This window comes from Chitinophaga sancti, assembly GCF_034087045.1.
Lineage (GTDB): Bacteria > Bacteroidota > Bacteroidia > Chitinophagales > Chitinophagaceae > Chitinophaga > Chitinophaga sancti_B.
Genome location: NZ_CP139247.1, coordinates 7,413,259 through 7,430,022, shown reverse-complemented (window position 1 = coordinate 7,430,022; position 16,764 = coordinate 7,413,259). Strand labels below are relative to the sequence as shown.

The following is a 16,764-nucleotide window of genomic DNA, read 5'->3' as shown; positions in this document are numbered from 1 at the left end:
TGAAAAGACCAGACTAATTGACCTGGAAGAAGAAAAGAAAGACGGAAATCATCCAATTAAAACGTTTGGCTTCTTAGGGTTTACCCATTACATGAGTAAAAGCCAAAAAGGAAAACCAATCCTGAAGCGCAAAACAAGCAGTAAGAAACTGAATCAAGCATTGAAACGCATAAGCGACTGGATCAAGTGCTTCCGACATCAGCTTCCGATGAGGGAACTTATCGAAGAGCTGAACCAAAAGCTGCGCGGCCATTATGCCTACTACGGTATAACATTCAACTGTAGGAAGCTGCATACTTATTACAACCGGACAAAACATCTGCTCCATAAATGGCTCAACCATCGGGGCGGGAAACGTGTCTGGACATGGAATAGGATTGCGAAGCAGACTACAGAGTGGATACCACTTATACGACCCAAGATCCATCACAGTTATCGATTAGCGAAACCGTAAATAGAGGAACCGTGTGCAGGAAATCCGCTCGTACGGATCTGTAGGGGAGCGGGGAGGTAACAAACCGCTCTACCCGGAACCAGTTTGTAGAAGATTTGTCTGCCATCCAATGTTTCATTGCTGGATTAAATATGAAAATATATTGAAAGCTGGATATTATCTAATCTATCTATGTCACAGTGCATTCAGTCGATCTGATCTGTTCTGTAGTACTAATACAGCAATCCTTATTAGAGAATTTAATAATAATGTAATATCCCTATAAATTAATCCTGTATTACCCAATTTATTGCTCTAACTTTAGCAAGGTTGCATTTGGCCCCTTCTGATTTATTTTGGGTTTCTTTTCTTCCTAAGTTGCTGTTTTTTAGTAATATGTGTATTTAATTAAAATTATAATTGTGAATATTTTTGTAGGTAATATAAGTGACAGAACAACTGAAGATGAAATATGGTCTTTATTTGACCCATTTGGAGTTGTATATAGTATTAATGTGGCTTATGATAAGTACAGTGGCCGTTCTAAAGGCTTTGCATTCGTTGAAATGCCAGACGATTCCAATGCAGTACAGGCAATTAAGGAATTGAATAATTCAGTAGTTGCTGGCCAGACAATAGTAGTGTATGAGGCTCGTCCAAAACCTGAAAGACCAGAAAATGATCGTTTCTCCAGATCCGGCCCAAGACCTGGATTTAGACCCAGATACTAATAGTTGGATGTTTTAAAACGTCGATTACCTTTATCTGTTAAGAGAGCAGAAGAGCAAAGCCGCAGAATACGTTAAGTGGTTTGTGGCTTTGCTTTTAATTGTCTATGTACCCAATAGTAGCAACCCAAGCTGAACTTCCCACTTAATTTTCTAATTATTCCCTCAATAAAACCTCCAGGATGGGATATAGTAACAAGAACTGTCAGCAACTGCGTTCGGTCTATGAGGTGATGATGAAGATTTGTATCATCATGTTGGTGGTGTGAGTTCGGAAACTTTAGCCTTTACGAGTTCCTTGGTCTGTATGAATAGTGCATTGTTTAAAAAGAAGCCCTAAGCCTGATTTCGAAATAATGAGATTTACCACACACTGAACTTACTATGTAGTTCCCGTGCAGTCACTATACTTCTATAGACTTTTGCATTGTCAAATCAAGCATAAGGTGTGTGAAGAAAATAATATTGTCAATCGCAATGGGGTGAAATCGACTAACTAATCAACCTAAATAGAAAAACCCGTGACTAGCGAGGGGTCCTTCGGGATTTAGCGGGCTACTGGGTGACAACTTTCTAACCTATTTACAGAAGATTTATCTGAGATTCACAACTTTATTGGTAAAATGAAATTAAAAATCTGTTGAAAGCCAGATATAGATCAAATTTCATTTACATCTTTAGGGGTATACTTGGTTTGATATCGAAACATCAGTGTTACAAAAATCACCTTCCAAAAATATCAGCGATTGGCTACACTATATCTACATCTGATAAAATTATTATATTATTGATAATGAATTGATTAACTGCAATTCTTCTTTATTTATTACTTGTCATGTATAAAAAATTGAATTATCTTTACATGACAATTGCCTCATGTATAATTTCTATGTATGAAGCCTGATAAGCCATATAATGATCTTATTCCACTTCCTCCACGAAGAACGATGATAGAAACCCTGCCTATATTAAGGCAATTGGTTAATTCGTCAGTGGCTTTAGCGGAGTTAAAAGGATTGGCCAATATTCTACCCAATCCCAATATTTTGCTCAATGCAGTTATATTAAAAGAAGCAAGTGCCAGTTCAGAGATTGAAAATGTTATTACAACTCAGGATAAACTTTATCAGGCATTATCTGCTGATACATCCTTAGTTGATCCGGCAACGAAGGAGGTGCTTCGCTATCGGGAAGCAGTTTTATATGGATTCAATTTTATCAGGCAGAAAGGATTTTTAAACACCAACTCAATTGTCAGTATTCAACAAAAGCTGGAAGAGAATAATGCAGGTATACGTAAATTACCAGGAACAGCATTGCGTAATGGAGCTACAGGAGAAGTTATTTACACTCCCCCTGATGACTATGATACTATCCTTAAGCTGATGAAAAATCTGGAAGAATATTTAAACTATAAAGACGATCTTTCTCCCCTTATTAAACTGGCAATACAACATTATCAGTTTGAAAGTATTCATCCCTTCTATGATGGTAATGGTTGCACCGGAAGAATCATCAATGTGCTTTATTTGATCATTCATGGATTGATTGATAGTCCGATATTATATCTGAGTGATTTCATAATAAAGAATAAACCTGACTATTACAGACTGTTACAGAAAGTGCGCATAAGTGGAGAATGGGAAGAATGGATTCTTTATATCCTGAACGGAATTGAGCAAACTGCAAAGCAAACAATTAATCAGATTAAAGAGATTAATAGGTTATTTATTACCACACAGGAGAAAATAAAACTTGAGGCTGAAAAGCTATATGATAAAGAGTTGGTAGAACTATTATTTGAACAGCCTTATTGTAGAATTGAATATGTGATTGAGCGATTAGGTGTATCAAGAATTACTGCATCTAAATATCTGAAAGGATTGGAAGAAATCGGGATATTAGAATCCAGGCGTGTGTGGAAGGAAATATTGTATATCAATACAAGCTTATTTGCACTGCTAAAAAGTTAATTAACATTAACAGGGAATTGCTACATCAGAAAATTCAATTGATTTCGAACTTAAATGTAGTTGAAAACAAACAAGTTAGGGATTCATGATTATGTGTAAAAAAGCAAGACCCGCTTATAGAGCGGGTCTTGCTTTTCGCGGAGAAAGATGGATTCGACCCCCCGGACCTGTTACAGTCAAAATTATTCATGACATGACAGGCAAATTCCATTTCAAAACAAATATTTTTTCCATCTCAAAACAAAGCCCCCAGATCTTTCGACCTGAGGGCTTAAAGCTTGCGGGCTACCGGGGACGAAGTTCGATTGCGTTGTGCAAAGTCCGTGAGGCGGGAATTTATAGATGAAACGCCTCGAAATTACCCGGCAGGTGACCAATCCTGCCCGACAAGGTTTAGTCAACCACCGGAAGCGAGTCTTGCGTAGTCATTAGAGATGATGGCACGAAGCGTAGACAGTGACTGCTGAAGGTATGCTACCAGAGCCTCGAAACTGTCCACGATGTTGAAGCTTTAGCTGTTCGAAAAGCTAATGCAACATCAAACTTGCGTTATTGACGAGCAGGGGCGATTCTACCGGTGTCTGAGAACATATCAAAGGCAGACAGGGGTAATACGGGAACACAGGAGAGCCTAACGTCTCCGAACGGAAGTCGGTTTTTTTTTAAGGATTTACCGAATAAGAAATAATCCAGGCATCCAAGGTTTGTATTACCACCTTGCTATGCGCTAAGAAAAGGTAATACGAGGAGGTATCCGCATCGAGAGAGATCGAAGATAAGGAGAAGGACGAAGGCAGTCTTAGCATCCTCATAGTATACGAATAACCAGCTTATGTTTCGCGCAAAATAACTGGGGGCGGCCCACCGACTGATGTTCAAGAATAATATAAATTTAAAAAGCAAAAGACTTTGCAGTAAGACCTGACAGTCCAATGAATATAAAATTCATCTCATAGTTTGGTTCTTCTTGCTTTTTAGGTTTCAAATTGGGGCTAGACCCCGTATGGAAGATTATACTTATTTATGCTTGAAGGCAAAGCTCTTTTGCTTCTTAAAGTAAAAAGTCTATGCCAAAAAAAACATCCAAAAAAGTAGCAAATCCAGGTTTTGTACCAATGCCTGTAGTTAATCCGAATGCCGCAGGAATTGACATTGGGGATACCATCCATGCAGTGGCAGTTCCCAAAGATCGAGATCAACAGTCTGTTCGAGTCTTTGGAACGATGAGTTGTGATCTAAAGGAAATAGTTGATTGGTTGGAAAAATGTGGCATAGATACCATAGCGATGGAAAGCACAGGGGTTTACTGGAAACCTTTATTCAACTATTTGATTCTGTATGGATTTGATGTTTATTTGGTCAATGCACAGCATGTACGCAATGTCACCGGTAGAAAAACGGATCAGAGTGACGCGGAATGGCTACAACAACTGCATAGTTGCGGATTAGTAAAAAGCAGCTATTTGCCGGAAAATGAGCAGGAAACATTGCGAACATTGGTTCGTCACAGGAGAACCCTTACCGAGGAAAGTAGCCGGTTTGTATTGCGGATGCAAAAGGCACTGGAGATGATGAATATTAAATTGCATACAGTGATCAGCGATATAGTGGGTAAGTCTGGTACAGCCATCATCGAAGCTATCATTGCCGGAGAAAGAAATGCTGCGAATTTTTTGCCATTTCTTGATTATCGCATAAAAGCTAGTCATGAAGTTATAATAAAATCATTAGAAGGCAACTGGCGCGCGGAGCAGTTGTTCACATTGGAAGAGAATTATATCAGTTACAAATTCTTTCAGCAACGAATTATAGCATGCGAGAAAGCAATAGAAGCACAATTACAGAGGTATGCAGCTATACAAAATGAAGGAGAGATCCCTTTGATAGAAACAAAGAAAGAAGATATTCTGTCCAAAGCAAAAAAGAGGAGTAAAAACGCTCCTATATTTAATACCAGATCATTTTTGAAAAATATTCTTCGGGTCGATGTCCTGGCTATTTATGGAATGAGTGACATCTGTGCCTTGGAAATACTGTCAGAAACAGGAACTGACTTGAGTAAATGGAAAAGCGAAAAACATTTTGTGTCCTGGTTGAATTTATGCCCCAACACTAAAAAATCGGGCGGAAAAATAATCAGCAGTAAGTTGATGAAAAAGAAGCCTAATTCCGCCAGCCAGGCATTCCGGATGGCAGCTAACGGTGTTCAGCGAAGTGATCACTGGCTGGGAGACTATTTTAGACGGATGAAGGCGAAAGGAGGAAACAAGTATGCTATTGTAGCAACCGCCAATAAAATAGCAACTATTTACTATAAAATGGTTACAAATAAGGTAGAGTTCAATCCTTTAGATTTGCAACAATATCAGGAACAGCGGAAAAATGCCAAAATCGCTTACTTGGAAAGAAAGCTGGAATCACTAAAAAAACATGTCGCTTAGTTATATGGAAGTACTGTTAGAAAGGTGGGAAATCAGCTCTATGAAAGCCACTAGACTCGGTGGTTAATGAAAATCCTATGAAGAATAAATATTTTAACTGTCCCATGCAGATAAAATTTATGGAAGAGTATACAGGAATTCCAGCTGATGGAGAAGGTACTTTAATTGGACGGATCTGGTTTAGCAAAAAGATATGGGAGGCTTGGCACAGGTGGTATAATAAGCACTATAGAAAATGATTAGAAAGTTATCAAAAGAGCTGGTTTATAAAGAACCAGCTCTTTTGTTTGTATAATTTCATGGTTTTTTTTTAATATTTCTTAATAGGTACTTTGCAGAAATTACTAAACAATTCAAGTCAGGTAAAGACTATCATACTGATGATGTCAAGCCGAGGATTCTTATCAAACAAATTAAAGAGATAGTGGAAGGAATTGATAAATTATAGCTTTTGACAAAGCAGGACAATACAATACTGTATTGCATTTCAGTACATTTTTGGCACCTTTTTTATACTTCATTTCAATTGTCATTTATATTTATCCCCCCCCCCCCATAAATATGAAAAAATCTTGCCAAATGTAAATGGATTTGACCGGGAGCTTTCTGAACTTTGCCCAAAAATTTCTACAAGAGATAATGCCGACAATACCAACTGTATCCTGTATGACCTGTCCCCCTTCTTAACCCATAATCGTTATTACCACGGGAGACTCCGCATACCTGAATGCCTGCTTTACTGTGAAAATTGCCCGTTTGATGCCCGGGTAAGGCGTGGAAATGGAAATGCGACATTATTTTACGTTACAACTCCTTCATAAACATGGTATTAATATAGAAAACCTAAATAGAATGAAAAGAATGCTTCTTACCGGGCTACTGGCCGTGCTCTTTACCACAGAAGATGCCAGCGCTCAATTTGGTAAACTGGCAGAAAAGGCCAGCTCTGGTGCTGACAAAGCAAAAGAACTTAAGAGTAATGCAAACACAACAACTTCAACAGTAAACAAAAAAATGGGACAAGTTAACATCTACTTTTCAAAAACAAGGTTTGGTGAAGGCACCACAGGTGCCAGCTCCGATTTTACAGAAGGAGATTATATCTATGGACGGATCGTTTTCCCGAAGCCGCTCAAAGAATATGTATCTGACAATACAATCACCTTCGATGTAGCCCACAAGGAAGCCGATGACGACGATTATAACGTGAACCAGGTAAAGATCGACGTTACAAAAGCCAACCAGGAAGCCACCCAGCTCGACTTTGATGTACTGGCTGACCCAAAACAAGCCACTACTTTATACGCTGACCGTCTTCAGGCTCCGTCACTTATTGCAATGGTAATGCAACACATAGAACCAGGTGTGAAAACGGAATTCAACTGGAAAGTGGAAGGACTGGAAGGTACCTTTTACCTGACAACAAAGAACACCCACAGTTTTGCAGCATTTGTTGCGCCTATCCAGCAGAAAGCCAATTCTTTTGCCCAGAATGACGATGCAATGAAAGCTGATCTGCCGGAAGAATTTGATCAGCCCAGTCATGCTTTTGCGGACCCCCAGCTGAGTAAAGCCAACATCCTGAAATTCCTGCCTGAGAACATCGAAGTTTTAAAGTTTGTAGTTGGCCCCGGTGATGACTATAAAGTGATGAAAAATGCACTGGGAGTGATCTTATACAAACAAACTGACCGTTATATCATGGTTGCCTATAAAGATAAAAAGACAGGTAACTGTTATTATGACAACGTGATCTTCGAACGTCCTTATGAAGGCAACGGAAAGTATGGTAGCCTGAAAGTTCGCACCAACGGTGAACGTATCGATTGTAGCAAAATTAAATAATTAACTATATCCTAATAATTTAACATGAAAACAAACATTCTGGCAACATTTATTGCGACTATCTTATTAATGTCCTGCAGCAAAGATAATCAGGAAACGACCGGTAACGATCCCCAAAAAACTACAGTCTACGCACTTGCCGGTTCCGCCGATGCTTCCGGCAAATACACCTCTAAAATATGGAAAGACAATACATCTGCTTCTTACGATGCCACGCTCATGGATATTGCTGTAGATGGTAATGATGTTTATGCAGTTTCAAGTGGTTCCATCCAGGGCTCAAATCGCAATTACATCCTGCTTTGGAAGAATGGTAAAGCGGATACACTTGCAACCGCCAATAGTCAATTGCAGGCAAAAGCCATCAATGTTTCAAATAAAAATGTTTATGTCGCAGGTTACGAATATGTCGGCAAGATGGTTGCTAAAGTCTGGAAAAACGGCGTGGCAACGACCCTTAGTAGTGATGCCACTTTTGGAACTACTGTAAGCGACATGGAAGTGGTTGGTGATGACTTATATGTGATAGGAGAAGCCATGTATTCCAACAACGCATCTGTTCCTAATGTAGGTATGATTTGGAAAAATGGCCAGCCTACCAAATTAACTGATGGCAAGGCTTATATTGGTCTATCTAAAGTTTTTGTTTCTGGAACTGATGTATATGTGGGCGGGATCGAGTTCAATAGTGCACAGGTAGCCGTAGCGAAAATCTGGAAGAACGGAACCCCAACTACACTCTCTGATGGCAAATACCAGACATACGTTTACGGTCTGTTGGTAGACGGTAAAGATGTATATGCCACACTGGAAGAAAACATTGGTGCCAATAAAACAGGCAAAATATGGAAGAATGGAGTGACTACCGAATTCAAAGACGGTACCAATCCGGCAGTTCCTTTTGAAATAGCCAAAAAAGATAGTGTTATTTATATTTTGGGCCAGGTTTCCAATATTGTAAAATTATGGAAGAATAATGAAGGTACTCAGCTTACTTATGACGCCCAATATTCACAACCCGGTACACTTATTATTAAGTAAACTTGCTGCCAACTTAATTTCAGAACATTTTACGTACAGAATAATGATGTTTATGCGGTAGGCCGAAATTATGCACCTTCTACAGCAGCGATTGATAGCCAGAGTATAAAAAGGAGTCCATTTATAAATATAGAAACGGGCATTGATGGCGGAAAACATATTAATGGACGAAAAAGGCACCTGGCGGTGGATAGCCTGGGCTTACCGATAGCGATCAGTGTCAGTGCAGCAGATATTCATGACTCTGTAGGTGGATTTGACTTATTGTGGAGAATAGAAAAAAATAGTTCAAGAATGAAGCTAATTCGTACTGATATGGCCTAAGGGGGGAATTCAGTGATACTGTTGAAATTTACTATAAATGGAATATAGAAATAACCCAAAAACCGCCGACAGTAAAGGGCTTCGTCCCACAAACCTGCAGGTGGCAGGTAGAACGATCATTCGCATGGCTGAATTTTTTCAGAAGGTTAGATAAGGATCATGAAAGGCTACCTGAATCATCTGTTGCATTCAGGTAGCTTTCATTAATCTACTTCTAAAATGAGGCCGTAAGAAATTTAAACATGTTCTAAGTCAATTCTGTTTTAATGATAATCAGGTAGAATCCATTAGAATGTACTTATGGAAGAGTATAATGAAATGAATAAGGAGAGCTTGGAGCATCAAAAAATTTTAACCGCCCAATTAAAGGAAATTGATAATAGGATCGACAGCTTGGAGGAAAGCAGGTATGTATTAAAAGAAATAGGGCAGGAGACGTTTGATAAGTTTTATTCCCGGTATAGTAAGGAGCGTAATCTTATTTCCACAGAACTGGAAAAATGTACAGGAAGTATTTCGAACCCAGAAGAAGTAATCAACCAAGCCATAGCTCTTTCTTCCAATCTCGCTATGGTATGGCGTTCCAGTAACACAGGTGCAAAAGAAAAGCTGCAAACCCTCGTATTCCCCGATGGAATCATCTATGACCGCCAAAATGAGGCATTTCGAACTCCAAAAGTCAACTATATTTTCAACCGTATTGCCCAACAGGTGGGCAATACGGTTACTAACGAAAAAGGGACCGATTATCATTTCGATAATCAGTCCCTCTTAGCGGACCAGACGGGACTCGAACCCGCGACCTCCGCCGTGACAGGGCGGCATTCTAACCAACTGAACTACTGATCCTTATCCCAATTTAGTTCGAAGGAAACTGAGTCCTTCTACCCCTGTTTAACACTGTTGTGTTTCCCGTTTTGGGATTGCAAAGATAGCGACAAACCCACCAATTTTGCAAATCTTTTTTAAAAAATATTTTAGCCGTTATCTTTACACCGTACTTTAACCAATTTATAACATAAATATGCAATTCCTGGAATTCGAAAAACCTATTGCGGACTTGTATGATCAGCTGGAAAAACTGAAAGAGAATGGCGCCAAGTCTGGTGTTGACGTGACAGCTACCGTGGTGGAATATGAGTCTAAGATCGCTCATACCCGTCAGGAAATCTATGATCATCTGACCAGTTACCAAAAGGTACTGCTTAGCAGGCACCCGGATAGGCCCTATACCCTGGCGTACATTGAGAAGATGTGTACCAACTTTGTGGAGCTGCATGGCGACAGGAATGTAAAGGACGATAAGGCGATGGTAGGCGGTTTCGCCGACCTGGATGGCGAAACAGTGATGTTTATCGGTCAGCAGAAGGGGGTAAATACCAAAATGCGCCAGATCCGCAACTTCGGTATGGCTAATCCTGAAGGCTATCGCAAGGCATTGCGTCTCATGAAACTGGCAGAAAAGTTCAACAAGCCTATCGTAACGCTCATAGATACCCCGGGTGCTTACCCAGGTCTGGAAGCGGAAGAACGTGGGCAGGGTGAGGCAATTGCCCGCAATATATTTGAAATGGTGAAGCTGCGTGTACCAGTTATCTGTATCATTATCGGGGAAGGTGCTTCCGGTGGTGCCCTTGGCATCGGTATCGGAGACCGTGTGCTGATGCTTGAAAACAGCTGGTATACCGTAATTTCTCCTGAAAACTGTTCTACCATCCTCTGGCGTAGCTGGAACTTCAAGGAAAAAGCTGCCGAAGAGCTGAAACTGACCTCTGATCATATGAAGAACTTTGGTCTCGTTGATGGTGTTATCGATGAACCGCTGGGTGGCGCGCACGTAAACCCTGATGAAATGGCGGTGATCCTGAAGCAAAAGATCAAAGAAACTTTGGCGGAACTGAAGAAGCTCGACGCTGACACCAGAATCGAGCAGCGTATTGACAAGTATAGCAACATGGGCTTTTTTGACGAACGCTAAAAATAATTTGACATAAACCATTTCAAATTGTCATCTTTGCACCTCCTTTCAGGATTTTCACCTCTTGAAGGGTGATCCAGAGAGGGCAATTTGGAATTTCTTATCCGGAATTTTTACGTAATATGGAACAATTAAGAGGCACCGGCGTTGCGCTGGTTACGCCCTTTAAAAAAGACGAAAGCATCGACTGGAATGCTTTAGAGAGAGTCATCGATCATGTGATTGCCGGCGGGGTTGACTATGTAGTATCCCTGGGGACAACCGGTGAAACACCTACACTGAGCGCAGAAGAGAAGTTGGACATCATGAAGTTCACCTTTGAAAAAGTAGCGAAACGCGTACCGGTGGTGGTGGGTATTGGAGACTATAACACCCGTGATGTAGTCAAGCGTCTCGAAACCTGTCCGCTCGATGAAGCCGTTGCCATACTCAGCGTTGCTCCTTATTACAGCAAACCAAGTCAGGAAGGCATTTTCCAGCACTATAAGGCCGTAGCAGCAGCTGCGCCAAAGCCAGTCATTCTCTACAATGTACCTGGTCGTACCGGTCGTAATATGACCGCTCAGACCACCCTGCGCCTGGCACATGAGGTGGAAAACATCGTGGCTATGAAAGAAGCCAGCGGTGATATGGTACAATGCATGCAGATAATCCGTGACAAACCGAAAGATTTCATCGTGGTGAGCGGGGATGATGCCCTGGCTATGCCACAGATTGCAACCGGTATGGATGGTTTGATCTCTGTAGCAGCCAATTATTTTGCAAAAGATACCGCTGGTATGGTAAGTGCTGCCCTGCAGAACGATTTTCCTACAGCAAGAACTTTACATTATAAATTGCAGGAAGCCTTTGATCTCATGTTTGAAGAAAACAACCCTGCGGGCGTGAAAGCGTTTTTACAGGAGGGTGGTTTGATTGAAAATGTGTTCCGTTTGCCGGTAATACCTGTAAGCGACGGACTGCAGGCGAGAATTGCAGCTTTTGTGAAGAAATTCAGTTAAAAAAATAAAGAAAAAAGCTTTTGCCTCAGGCAAAAGCTTTTTTCTTTATTTCTAAATAATGTAAGTAGCCCCTTCCAGCGACAAATCAGTATTCGGAAACACTGGTTTGCATTCCTCCAGAAAAGGTATTAAATCTGTATACTTCGATGAAAAATGTCCGATAATCAATCTTTTAGCCTCTCCTTTTGCCGCTAATGTAGCAGCCTGCACACTTGTGCTGTGATATCTTTCCGCCGCTCTTTCTGCCAGATTATGTAAATAGGTCGTTTCGTGATACACGAGATCTGCCTGATGAACATATGGCAATAATTCCTCCGTATACTTTGTATCTGCACAATAAACGTACTTTTTTCCTGGGGCAGGAGGGAGGGTGACCCAGTCATTCTTCACCAGTAAGCCATCCTTTCGCTGATAATCAGCTCCTTCGGCTAACTGGGAGAAAAAGGCCGCAGGAATTTCATATGCCCTTGCCTGTTCGGGTATAATCCGCCGTTTCCGTTTTTGCATATCAAACACAAAACCATAGCAGGGAATCCGGTGCCTGGTCGCAAAATAGCTTACCTGCAGGTCCTTATCGGTTACGATAACGCCTTGATTTTCTTCTGTTAAGGGAGTAAAATTCAATTGGAACTGCAAAGTTGTAGCCGCACACTCCATCTGAAGTTTGAGGATCTGTTCCAATTCAGGAGGCCCGAATAAATAAAGTGGATCCTGGCGTCCCAGCAGACTCAGGGTATTGATGAGACCAATGAGACCAAAATAATGGTCGCCATGTAAGTGACTGATAAAGATGTACTTGAGCCGGCTACGCCGAATCTTATAGCGCGCAATCTGTACTTGTGTACCTTCGCCACAGTCTACGAGTAGCAAAATATCGTTACATGTGACTACCTGTGCCGTTGGATGCCTGTCTAACGTGGGAAGAGCCGAATTATTACCTAGTATGGTTACCGCAAACATGCCCGAAAATACGTATTTATAAAATGAAAAATTCCGGAATATGGAACCATTTTCCACATTCCGGAACTATATTCCCTTCACTGAGGTGGCACACAAAAATTATTCATCTTCCCCTAATAATTCCCTTTCCAGGTCTTCCATCATGACGAGGTCGATGGCTTCTAACATAGTAGGGGCAAGGTTTACAACATTTTCATCGGCAGCTTTAATTTGTGCTAAAAGGCCACTGTTTAGTCCGGTGATGGCGCAGGACAGACCGCTGTCATACTGCTGGTAGTAGACTGTTAAAATGGCTTTCAATCCAGCTTCCTCCACATTTGACACCAATGCCATATCCAGTATAAGATTGCGGCCTTCCAAACCTGGTAGATCTGATACTTCTTTTACAAAAGCGTCTGCCAAATTAGCATCCAGCAAACTTATTTGTGGTTGTATAACAAGAATTTTTTCTTTGGTATCAATTTTGAATTCCATTCGGTAAGATTTTGTTTTATAAGTTTAGTAAATAGTAATCGGAATCCTGCCCACTAACAGCCTTCTTCTTACTGCTCTACCCTTCTCAATGATCTTTATACTATTAAAGTGTTAGGGTAAAGGTAAATCAAAATTATTTGCTAATATTGTATAAGCAAGTCCCGGTAAGGGTTTTAATAATTTAATATTCTCACAATGGACCAGAATTTTTCACCGCAAGTAAAGGAGATCATTTCGTTTAGCAGAGAGGAAGCTCTACGCTTGGGGAATGATTTCATCGGCACAGAACACCTGCTGCTTGGCATTATCCGAGAGGGGGAAGGGACAGCTGTTAAAATTCTGCAGGCCTTGAATGTAGACCTTTATGAACTACGTAAGGAGGTTGAATTGGCCGTAAAAGACAAGACAGGAAAAAATATAGCCAATATCAATAGCCTCCCGCTTACAAGGCAGGCAGAGAAAGTAATCCGTGTTACGGTGCTCGAAGCAAAGGCACTGAAAAGTCCTACCGTAGAAACGGAACACTTAATGCTTTCTATCCTCAAGAATAAAGAAAACGTTTGTACACAAATCTTACAACAGTTTGACGTGGATTACGACACTTTTAAAAACGAGCTGGGCTTCGTAAAGTCTTCTGACCCTAAAGCAGAATTTGACGATCCAGGAGAGGAAGAATTTGAAGATGAACGCAAGAGTTTTGCCTCTAAGGCCAAACAGACAAATACGAAGTCTAAAACGCCTGTGCTGGATAATTTCGGCCGGGATATTACCAAGCTGGCCGAGAGTGGCAGCCTTGACCCAATTGTAGGTCGCGAAGCGGAAATTGAGCGTGTATCGCAGATATTATCCCGCCGTAAAAAGAATAATCCGATCCTGATCGGTGAACCGGGAGTGGGTAAAACCGCTATCGTAGAGGGCCTGGCACTGCGCATTGTGCAGCGTAAGGTGTCACGCGTTTTGTTTGACAAACGTGTTGTAAGCCTCGATCTCGCCGCACTGGTAGCCGGTACAAAATACCGTGGCCAGTTTGAGGAAAGGATGAAAGCTATCATGAATGAACTGGAAAAAAACAGAGATGTAATCCTGTTCATTGATGAAATTCACACGATCGTTGGTGCAGGTGGTGCTTCAGGTTCCCTGGATGCTTCCAATATCTTCAAACCAGCCCTGGCCCGTGGAGAACTTCAGTGCATCGGTGCATCCACCCTGGATGAGTATCGTATGTACATCGAGAAAGATGGTGCACTCGACCGTCGTTTCCAGAAAGTAATGGTAGACCCTCCAACAGTGGAGGAAACAATACAGATCCTCAACAATATCAAACCAAGATATGAAGAGTATCACAACGTAAGCTATTCTGAAGATGCAATTCAGGCGTGCGTAAAACTGAGCGATCGCTACATGACAGACCGTTTATTGCCAGACAAGGCGATCGACGTACTGGATGAAGTAGGCGCCCGTGTACACCTCAAGAACATCAATGTTCCGCAGAACATCCTGGATCTGGAAAAACAGATCGAAGATATCAAGCAGGAAAAGAATAAAGTCGTGAAGAGCCAGCGCTTCGAAGAGGCTGCAGCACTACGCGATACGGAAAAGAAACTAGGCGAGGACCTTGAGAAAGCGAAAGCCGTTTGGGAAGAAGAAGTGAAACACAAACGCTACCCAATCGATGAAGAAGCGATCGCCGAAGTGGTGAGCATGATGACAGGTATCCCTGTTAAACGTATGGTACAGGCCGAAACCGAAAAACTGCGTCGCATGGGCGAAGACCTGAAAGGTGCAGTGGTTGGTCAGGACGAAGCCATTTCCAAAGTAACAAAAGCTATTCAGCGTAACCGCGTAGGTCTGAAAGATCCAAAGAAACCAATCGGTACTTTCATCTTCCTGGGTCCTACAGGGGTAGGTAAAACTGAGCTGGCTAAGTCACTCGCACGCTATATGTTCGATTCAGAAGATTCTCTGATCCGTATAGATATGAGTGAATACATGGAGAAATTCTCTGTAAGCCGCCTGATTGGTGCGCCTCCGGGATATGTAGGTTATGAAGAAGGTGGTCAGCTGACTGAAAAAGTTCGCCGTAAACCATACTCTGTAATCCTGCTGGATGAAATCGAAAAAGCACACCCGGATATTTACAATATCCTGCTGCAGGTGCTGGACGATGGTATCCTCACCGATGGCCTTGGCCGTAAGGTAGACTTCAAGAATACATTGATCATTATGACCTCCAACATTGGGGTTCGTCAGCTGAAAGATTTCGGAGCAGGTGTAGGTTTCTCTACAAATGCGAAATCCAACAGCGAAGAAGAGAATACAAAATCAGTGATTGAAAAAGCACTGAAACGTACCTTCTCTCCTGAGTTCCTCAACCGTATTGATGATGTGATCATATTCAATTCACTGAGCAAAGAGCATATCTATACAATCATAGATATCACTATGCAGAGTGTGCTGAAACGTCTGGAAAATCTTGGCTTTAGCCTGGAACTGACGGAAGAAGCGAAAGGATTCCTTGCGGAAAAAGGCTACGACCAACAGTTCGGTGCCCGTCCGCTGCACAGGGCGATCCAGAAATACCTGGAAGATCCTTTAGCAGAAGAGATCCTGAATATGAATATTCACAACGGAGATGTATTGATTGCTGATCTGGATAAGGAAAATCAGAAACTGATCTTTACTTTAAAGAACTCAAGAAATATCAAATCTGAAAAATCAGAGGCTTAATTTTAAAGCCGTAGTTGATAGAAATGTTTTCCAATAAAGGCTCCCGGGATTATTTCCCGGGAGTTTTTTTATGAGTATATGAGTGATTTTGTACCCCTTTTGTGTGAAGAAAAAGACTAATTTTATATTTTAACATATGTTTGTGAATTGAGGAAATTAGTTTCTTTATTAGGTTTTTTGGGGATGGTGGCATGCCATCAAAAAAACCACTACCACTGCGACTGTAAATGATACAGCCCTTATTGTACCGGAGATCGGGTAGCTGTAGATACCAGTACCCGGGAGGTAAATGAAGGATCCGGTGAAGAAGAGATAGAAGATGAAGAAAGGCTCAATCAACTGAAGAATAAAACCGAAGATCCATTTTTTAGAGAGAAAGACCTTGTGGCAAAGCAGTATATCTTGGATGAAGATGAAGACCTTGCACTCAGATGGGGACTAGATACTATCAATCATATCGACTGCGCAATCTATGTGACCGGTGGCCATCTTCCGATGGAAGATTCAGTAGCCCCGCGCAATCTTGAAGAGATAGTAAAAAAGATTGGGGAAAAGCAGCTGATGTTGCTAATGGACAATAAACAGATAAATATCAGGAAAGGAATAATTGCAAAGGAGGATGTGGGACGTATGAGCCAGGCTGCTACCGGCACTTTTATTTATAACAATAAGCCGAACTTGTTGATTAAATCCTATACTTTCAGTTGGATCACTTCGGGCAATGGATACATCAGTTTACACTAGAAATTGTGAATGTTTTGCTAATCCGGAGAACCTGGAAAAAAAGGATCATCCATCCTGAAAATCCAAATAGAGGCCTTCTAAAAAAATACCCCGTT

Annotated in this window: 13 protein-coding genes and 1 tRNA gene; 11 read left to right on the top strand and 3 right to left on the bottom strand. The window is 41.3% G+C overall.

Annotated features, from left to right (window positions below):
* Positions 1-91 precede the first annotated feature (91 nt).
* The 7 genes from SIO70_RS33575 (at position 92) to SIO70_RS33570 (ending at position 8,785) form a co-directional block, all read left to right on the top strand.
* A complete protein-coding gene (locus SIO70_RS33575; RefSeq protein WP_414017884.1) occupies positions 92-454 on the top strand; it encodes a group II intron maturase-specific domain-containing protein in 363 nt (120 codons plus the stop codon).
* A gap of 401 nt (positions 455-855) precedes the next feature.
* The gene (locus tag SIO70_RS29680; protein WP_320577015.1) at positions 856-1,164 is read left to right on the top strand and encodes an RNA-binding protein; all 309 of its coding nucleotides are present in this window, start codon (positions 856-858) and stop codon (positions 1,162-1,164) included.
* 890 nt (positions 1,165-2,054) lie between these two features.
* On the top strand, positions 2,055-3,134 hold the full coding sequence (locus SIO70_RS29675) for a Fic family protein (RefSeq protein WP_320577014.1): 1,080 nt from the start codon (positions 2,055-2,057) through the stop codon (positions 3,132-3,134).
* 1,067 nt (positions 3,135-4,201) lie between these two features.
* Entirely contained in the window at positions 4,202-5,575 is a 1,374-nt protein-coding gene (locus SIO70_RS29670; protein ID WP_320577013.1) for an IS110 family transposase, read from the top strand.
* Between the two features lie 852 nt (positions 5,576-6,427).
* Positions 6,428-7,420, top strand: a complete 993-nt coding sequence (locus SIO70_RS29665) for a hypothetical protein (RefSeq protein WP_320577011.1) — start codon at positions 6,428-6,430, stop codon at positions 7,418-7,420.
* A 24-nt stretch (positions 7,421-7,444) separates the two neighbouring features.
* The gene (locus tag SIO70_RS29660) at positions 7,445-8,461 is read left to right on the top strand and encodes a hypothetical protein (protein ID WP_320577009.1); all 1,017 of its coding nucleotides are present in this window, start codon (positions 7,445-7,447) and stop codon (positions 8,459-8,461) included.
* A gap of 90 nt (positions 8,462-8,551) precedes the next feature.
* The gene (locus SIO70_RS33570) at positions 8,552-8,785 is read left to right on the top strand and encodes a transposase (protein WP_414017945.1); all 234 of its coding nucleotides are present in this window, start codon (positions 8,552-8,554) and stop codon (positions 8,783-8,785) included.
* 775 nt (positions 8,786-9,560) lie between these two features.
* On the opposite strand, the gene SIO70_RS29655 is transcribed toward SIO70_RS33570, so the two are convergent.
* Positions 9,561-9,634, bottom strand: a tRNA-Asp gene (locus SIO70_RS29655).
* Positions 9,635-9,809: 175 nt separating this feature from the next.
* Here SIO70_RS29655 and SIO70_RS29650 point away from each other — a divergent pair.
* Positions 9,810-10,763, top strand: a complete 954-nt coding sequence (locus tag SIO70_RS29650; RefSeq protein ID WP_320577008.1) for an acetyl-CoA carboxylase carboxyltransferase subunit alpha — start codon at positions 9,810-9,812, stop codon at positions 10,761-10,763.
* 122 nt (positions 10,764-10,885) lie between these two features.
* Positions 10,886-11,764, top strand: a complete 879-nt coding sequence (gene dapA / locus SIO70_RS29645; RefSeq protein ID WP_320577006.1) for a 4-hydroxy-tetrahydrodipicolinate synthase — start codon at positions 10,886-10,888, stop codon at positions 11,762-11,764.
* Positions 11,765-11,815: 51 nt separating this feature from the next.
* Here dapA and SIO70_RS29640 read toward each other — a convergent pair whose 3' ends face one another.
* Complete coding sequence (locus tag SIO70_RS29640; protein WP_320577005.1) at positions 11,816-12,724, bottom strand: ribonuclease Z; 909 nt, start codon at positions 12,722-12,724, stop codon at positions 11,816-11,818.
* A 99-nt stretch (positions 12,725-12,823) separates the two neighbouring features.
* Entirely contained in the window at positions 12,824-13,198 is a 375-nt protein-coding gene (locus tag SIO70_RS29635) for an STAS domain-containing protein (RefSeq protein ID WP_320577003.1), read from the bottom strand.
* A 195-nt stretch (positions 13,199-13,393) separates the two neighbouring features.
* Here SIO70_RS29635 and SIO70_RS29630 point away from each other — a divergent pair, with 195 nt between their 5' ends.
* Positions 13,394-15,925, top strand: a complete 2,532-nt coding sequence (locus tag SIO70_RS29630) for an ATP-dependent Clp protease ATP-binding subunit (protein ID WP_320577002.1) — start codon at positions 13,394-13,396, stop codon at positions 15,923-15,925.
* 402 nt (positions 15,926-16,327) lie between these two features.
* Positions 16,328-16,669 (top strand): hypothetical protein, encoded by a 342-nt coding sequence (locus SIO70_RS29625; protein WP_320577000.1) that lies wholly within the window; start codon positions 16,328-16,330, stop codon positions 16,667-16,669.
* Positions 16,670-16,764 lie beyond the last annotated feature (95 nt).

What these genes read in the sequence shown, in the direction of transcription:
- SIO70_RS33575 (WP_414017884.1), top strand. Translation starts at nt 92, where the DNA reads ATGAGTAAAAGCCAAAAAGGAAAACCAATCCTGAAGCGCAAAACAAGC.
- SIO70_RS29675 (WP_320577014.1), top strand. Translation starts at nt 2,055, where the DNA reads ATGAAGCCTGATAAGCCATATAATGATCTTATTCCACTTCCTCCACGA.
- SIO70_RS29670 (WP_320577013.1), top strand. Translation starts at nt 4,202, where the DNA reads ATGCCAAAAAAAACATCCAAAAAAGTAGCAAATCCAGGTTTTGTACCA.
- SIO70_RS29665 (WP_320577011.1), top strand. Translation starts at nt 6,428, where the DNA reads ATGAAAAGAATGCTTCTTACCGGGCTACTGGCCGTGCTCTTTACCACA.
- SIO70_RS29660 (WP_320577009.1), top strand. Translation starts at nt 7,445, where the DNA reads ATGAAAACAAACATTCTGGCAACATTTATTGCGACTATCTTATTAATG.
- SIO70_RS29650 (WP_320577008.1), top strand. Translation starts at nt 9,810, where the DNA reads ATGCAATTCCTGGAATTCGAAAAACCTATTGCGGACTTGTATGATCAG.
- dapA (WP_320577006.1), top strand. Translation starts at nt 10,886, where the DNA reads ATGGAACAATTAAGAGGCACCGGCGTTGCGCTGGTTACGCCCTTTAAA.
- SIO70_RS29640 (WP_320577005.1), bottom strand. Translation starts at nt 12,724, where the DNA reads ATGTTTGCGGTAACCATACTAGGTAATAATTCGGCTCTTCCCACGTTA.
- SIO70_RS29635 (WP_320577003.1), bottom strand. Translation starts at nt 13,198, where the DNA reads ATGGAATTCAAAATTGATACCAAAGAAAAAATTCTTGTTATACAACCA.
- SIO70_RS29630 (WP_320577002.1), top strand. Translation starts at nt 13,394, where the DNA reads ATGGACCAGAATTTTTCACCGCAAGTAAAGGAGATCATTTCGTTTAGC.